General features: G+C 72.4%; 6 protein-coding genes. 1 reads left to right on the top strand and 5 read right to left on the bottom strand.

Annotated elements, in window-relative coordinates; all coding sequences use genetic code 11:
* Positions 1-130: 130 nt before the first annotated feature.
* The 3 genes from ACIY1X_RS24825 to ACIY1X_RS24815 all read right to left on the bottom strand — a co-directional run bounded on the left by ACIY1X_RS24825 (position 131) and on the right by ACIY1X_RS24815 (position 2,747).
* A complete protein-coding gene (locus tag ACIY1X_RS24825) occupies positions 131-904 on the bottom strand; it encodes a class II aldolase/adducin family protein (protein ID WP_399685917.1) in 774 nt (257 codons plus the stop codon).
* A 14-nt stretch (positions 905-918) separates the two neighbouring features.
* The gene (locus ACIY1X_RS24820) at positions 919-1,506 is read right to left on the bottom strand and encodes an HD domain-containing protein (RefSeq protein ID WP_399685914.1); all 588 of its coding nucleotides are present in this window, start codon (positions 1,504-1,506) and stop codon (positions 919-921) included.
* Between the two features lie 110 nt (positions 1,507-1,616).
* Complete coding sequence (locus ACIY1X_RS24815) at positions 1,617-2,747, bottom strand: ABC transporter substrate-binding protein (RefSeq protein ID WP_399685912.1); 1,131 nt, start codon at positions 2,745-2,747, stop codon at positions 1,617-1,619.
* An 80-nt stretch (positions 2,748-2,827) separates the two neighbouring features.
* Between ACIY1X_RS24815 and ACIY1X_RS24810 the strand changes: the two genes are divergently transcribed.
* On the top strand, positions 2,828-3,313 hold the full coding sequence (locus ACIY1X_RS24810; RefSeq protein ID WP_399685909.1) for an energy transducer TonB: 486 nt from the start codon (positions 2,828-2,830) through the stop codon (positions 3,311-3,313).
* Here ACIY1X_RS24810 and trmB read toward each other — a convergent pair whose 3' ends face one another.
* On the bottom strand, positions 3,314-4,045 hold the full coding sequence (trmB, locus tag ACIY1X_RS24805; protein WP_399685906.1) for a tRNA (guanosine(46)-N7)-methyltransferase TrmB: 732 nt from the start codon (positions 4,043-4,045) through the stop codon (positions 3,314-3,316).
* Positions 4,042-4,908 (bottom strand): tRNA glutamyl-Q(34) synthetase GluQRS (gluQRS, locus tag ACIY1X_RS24800; protein WP_399685904.1); only part of this gene is annotated, 867 nt, incomplete at its 5' end. The genes gluQRS and trmB, both read right to left, overlap by 4 nt.

Genomic DNA, 4,908 nt, shown 5'->3' with positions numbered 1-4,908 from the left:
GTGTAGATGATGGTCGGAGACGTCGTGCTCATGGCGCTGGATTTCCTTGGGAAAAATGTGAACGGATCGGTCCACCACGCATTGTCGCGCAGCGGCCCGGCCCGGTCAGACCCCGTCCCGGAAACCCGGGTCAGTCCCGGAAACCCGGGCTCTCGCGGTCCAGCCGCCGCAGCAGCGCCGGCCAGGCGATGTTGGCGCCCAGGCCGGTGGTGACGGTCTTCATCACCTGCGACAGGCCGTCGAGGATGCGCGGGTTCACCGTCACCAGCTCGCCGCCGGCCTGCGCGTCGATCTGGATGCGGCAGGTGTTCTCGAAGGTGTACATGTTGAGGAAGGCGTCGGCCACCGTCCTGCCCACCGTCAGCAGGCCGTGGTTGCGCAGCATCAGGAAATTGTTGTGGCCCAGGTCCTGCTGCAGGCGCGGCTTCTCGTCGTCGCGCACGGCCACGCCCTCGTAGTCGTGGTAGCCCAGCGAGGACAGCACGAAGGTGCTCTGCTGGCTGATGGGCAGCACGCCGCACTTCTGCGCGCTCACTGCCACGCCGGCGCGGCTGTGGGTGTGCAGCACGCACTGCACGTCTTCCCGCGCGGCGTGGATGCAGCTGTGGATGACGAAGCCCGCCGGGTTGACCGGCCAGGGCGAGTCGATCAGCTTGTTGCAGTCCATGTCCACCTTGACCAGGCTGGAGGCGGTGATCTCGTCGAACATCATCCCGTAGGGGTTGATGAGGAAGTGGTGCTCCGGCCCCGGGATGCGGGCGCTGATGTGGGTGAAGACCAGGTCGCTCCAGCCGTACAGCGCCACCAGGCGGTAGCAGGCGGCCAGGTCGGTGCGCAGCTGCCATTCCTCGTCGGAGACGAGCTGGCGCACGGCGCGGGTTTCGGCGGGGGTGGTGGCGTTCATGGTGTCTCCGGGGTTCAGGCGGTCTCGGGGGCGAGCGCGGCCTTGTAGACGCTCTGGCGCGGCTCGCGCATCAGCCGGCGAAGCATGGGCTCGAACTCGCCGATCGGCAAGGTCTCGCCCTTCGGGTCGAAGGCCGGGTTGTCGTACAGCTCGCAGAACTCGGCCGTGCGCTCGTAGTGCGGGTGTTCCCTGAAGCGGTCGCGCAGGTCGCGGTCCAGCCCGATGTGGTGGAAGAAGTAGTGGCCCTGGAAGATGCCGTGGTGCTGGACCATCCAGTGGTTGGCCTCGCCGACGAAGGGCTGGAGGATGGCCGCCGCGATGTCCGGGTGGTTGAAGCTGCCCAGCGTGTCGCCGATGTCGTGCAGCAGGGCGCAGACCACGTACTCCTCATCGCGTCCGTCGCGCAGCGCGCGGGTGGCGGTCTGCAGCGAGTGGGTGTAGCGGTCGACCGGGAAGCCGCCGTAGTCGCCTTCGAGCAGCTTCAGGTGCGCCATCACCCGGTCGGGCAGGCCCTGGGCGAAGTGCATGAATTCGCCGCCGATGGCCTGCCAGTCCTCGCGCGTGCTGTCCTGCATGCGCACGAAATTCGCTCTTGCATTCATCGCTGCGTGTCTCCGGTCTTGTGGGGTCGTGGGAAGCGGCCACTCTAGACCCGCACCGGCGCCGCGGCTGTCCGCCACTTGACATGCCGGCCCGGCGGCCGGCGCGCGCCTCAGCGGATCAGCCGCCCGTCTGCCGAGATCGACACCAGCTCGATGGCGGAGGTAGCCTCGCGCACGCCCGAGCGCAGGTTCAGCCGGAAGCCGCCCACGTCGTAGTGCGCCATGCCGGGTAGCACGCGCTGCAGCGCCGCCGCCTTGGCGCCTCGGCCGGCGCGGCGCACGGCCTCGGCCAGGGTCTTGGCGGCGATGAAGCCCTCCAGCCCCTCGTAGCCGGGCGTCTGGTCGCTCGCGTCGATGGCCGCCAGGTACTCGCGCACGATCGGCGTCGTCCGGCTGCGCGGCGAGGGCACCACCTGCGAGACCACCACGCCGCCGATCTGCTGGCCCAGCGCGAAGTACAGCGGGTCGATGCCGACCGTGGAGAAGTTGAGGAAGGCGCCCGCATAGCCGGCGCCGCGCATCTTCTGGATGAAGGCGGCGGTGCTGCGGAACAGCGCCGCCTGGATGATCGCCTGCGGCTGCACCGCCTTGACGGCAGCCACCGCCGTGTCGACCTTCGTGCCGTTCGGCGGCACGAAGGCGGTGACCGCCAGGGCCGGCAGCTTCAGGTCGGCCAGCGCCCGGTTGACGGCCTCCAGTCCGGCCCGCCCCAGCGCGTCGTCGTCGCCCACCAGGGCGATGCGGGTGAGCCCGAGCGTGGCGCAGTACTGCACCATCTTGAAGGCTTCGTCCGCCATGCTGGGGCGCACCAGGTAGACCTGCGGGTACGACGCGCTGCGCAGCGCGTCGGGCGCCGCGAAGGGCGCGAAGAAAATGGCGCCGCGCTGCTGGGCCACCTGGGCGGCGGCCAGGGTGCTGGCCGCACCGGCGAAGCCGAACAGCGCATCGCAGCCCTCGTCCAGCAGCTTGCGGGCATTGGCCGCGGCGCGCTCGGCGCTGTAGGCATCATCGAGTTGGCGCAGCTCGATGCGCGGCAGGTCGCCGGCACTGTCGTTGTACGCGTCGACGCAGAGCTTGGCGCCGCCGGCGTACGCCAGCCCGATCTCGCTGGCGTCGCCGGTGAGCGGCACGGACTGGCCCAGCACCAGGGTGCCGGGCGGGGCGCTGCGCGCGAGAAGCGGCACGGCGAGCCCGGCGGCGGCGCTCGCGCAGCGGGTCAGCCAACGTCTGCGGTTGTCCATGGTGAGTCACCTTTATTGACAATGGTTTCAGATTAGCAACATTTATGCCTCATGCCAACGAAAGACTGACAGGCGGGCGCGTGCATCGCGCACGGGCGGGCCGGTGGGCAGCCGTCGCGGTGCTGGCCCTGTGCGCCGCCGCCTGCACCCGCCAGGTGCCCCGCGTCCAGGACGTGACGCAGGAGCCGCCGAAGCCCACGGCCGAGACGGCGCGGCCGACGTTGCCAGCCGCACCCGAGCCGGCTCCCGGGCCGGGCGCGCCACCCGCCGAGGCGCCGGGCGCCGAGTCCGTCAAGGTGCCGCCCAGGCTGCTGTCGCGGGTCGATCCCCGCTACCCGGAGGAGCTGATCGAGCAGGGCATCCGCGGCACGGTGCGGGCGCGCTTCACCGTCGACCGCCAGGGGCGGGTGCGCGATGCGCAGATCGTGTCCGCCTCCCACCCGGCCTTCGCCAGGGCCGTGCGCGAGGTGCTGCCGCGCTGGCGCTTCGAGCCCGCGCGCGGCGCAGCAGGCACCACCGTGCCGGCGCGTGTGGACGTGCCGCTGCGCTTCGAGCTGGCGGACTGATCAGACCCGGCGGAACACCACGTCCCACACGCCGTGGCCGAGCTTCAGGCCGCGGTTCTCGAACTTGGTGAGCGGTCGGTAGTCCGGCTTGGGCGCGAAGCCGGCCGCGGTGTTGGCCAGCAGCGGCTCGGCCGAGAGCACCTCCAGCATCTGCTCGGCATAGGGCTGCCAGTCGGTCGCGCAATGGATGTAGCCGCCGGGCGCCAGGTGCTCGGCCAGCTGGCGCACGAAGGGCGGCTGGACCAGGCGGCGCTTGTGGTGCCGCTTCTTGTGCCAGGGGTCGGGGAAGAAGATGTGCACGCCGGCCAGCGAGGCGGGCGGCACCATGTGCTGCAGCACCTCCACCGCGTCGTGCGCCACGATGCGGACGTTGCCCAGGCCCTGCTCGCCGGCGCGCTTGAGCAGGGCGCCGACGCCGGGCTCGTGCACCTCGCAGCACAGGAAGTTGTCCTGCGGCCGCACGGCGGCGATGTGGGCCGTGGCCTCGCCCATGCCGAAGCCGATCTCCAGCACGGTGGGGGCCTGGCGGCCGAAGGCGGCGGCGAAGTCGAGCGGCGCGGCGCGGTAGGGCAGCAGGTAGGTCGGCCCCCAGTCCGCATAGGCGCGGGCCTGGGCCTCGGTGGTGCGGCCGGCGCGCCGGACGAAGCTCTTGATGCGGCGGTGGGCGGGATGGTCGGGGTCGCCGGCGGGAAGGTCCTGCGGCTGCTGCTCTGGCGTGGGGTCGGCGATCACGGCGGCGGATTGTAGAGAGCGGCCCAGGGCGCGACCCAACTGCGCAGCGCCTCGCTGGGCGTGTCCGCCGAGGGGCAGGGCGGCAGGCCGAGCGCCGCCGCGGCGGCCTGCAGGGCTGCCAGCGCGGCGGCCGGCGTGCGCGTCTCGATCGCCGCGGCGCCGGTCTGCTTGGAGAGCTTCTGCCCGTCGGCCGCGCGCACCAGCGGCGTGTGCAGGTAGCGCGGCGCCGGCAGGCCCAGGGCGCGCTGCAGCAGGATCTGGCGCGGCGTGTTGTCGGCCAGGTCCTCCCCGCGCACCACGTCGGTCACGCCCTGGTCGGCGTCGTCCACCACCACGGCGAGCTGGTAGGCCCAGGGGCCGTCGGCGCGGCGCAGCACGAAGTCGCCCACCTCGTGCATCACGTCCTGGCGCTGCGGGCCGAGGCGGCGGTCGTGCCACTGCACGTCCGATGCGCCGGCCATGCGCCAGGTGGCGAAGCGCCAGGAGCGCGCGGGCTTGCCGTGCAGGCCGCCGCGGCAGGTGCCGGGGTAGACGCGCTCGCCGTGCCGCCGGTGCGCGATGCCCTGCGCTGCCAGGGCGGCGTCGATGTCGCGCCGCGTGCAGCCGCAGGGGTAGGCCAGGCCGGCGCGCGTCAGCCGCTGCAGGGCGTCGTCGTAGAGCGCGGTGCGCGCGGTCTGCCGCACGGGCGGCGCGTCGGGCCGCAGGCCGCAGTCGGCAAGCTGGCCGAGGATGCGTTCCTCCATGCCGGCGATGCAGCGTTCGGTGTCGGCGTCCTCGATGCGTACCAGCCAGCGGCCGCCGGCGGCGCGGGCATCCAGCCAGCTCGCCAGGGCGGCGACCAGCGAGCCGGCGTGCAGCGGGCC

The sequence above is a fragment of the Xenophilus sp. genome (genome assembly GCF_044462705.1).
GTDB classification, from domain to species: Bacteria; Pseudomonadota; Gammaproteobacteria; order Burkholderiales; family Burkholderiaceae_C; genus Xenophilus; species Xenophilus azovorans.
Note: the sequence above shows the minus strand (reverse complement) of the source record. Positions and strands in the feature narration are given on the sequence as shown.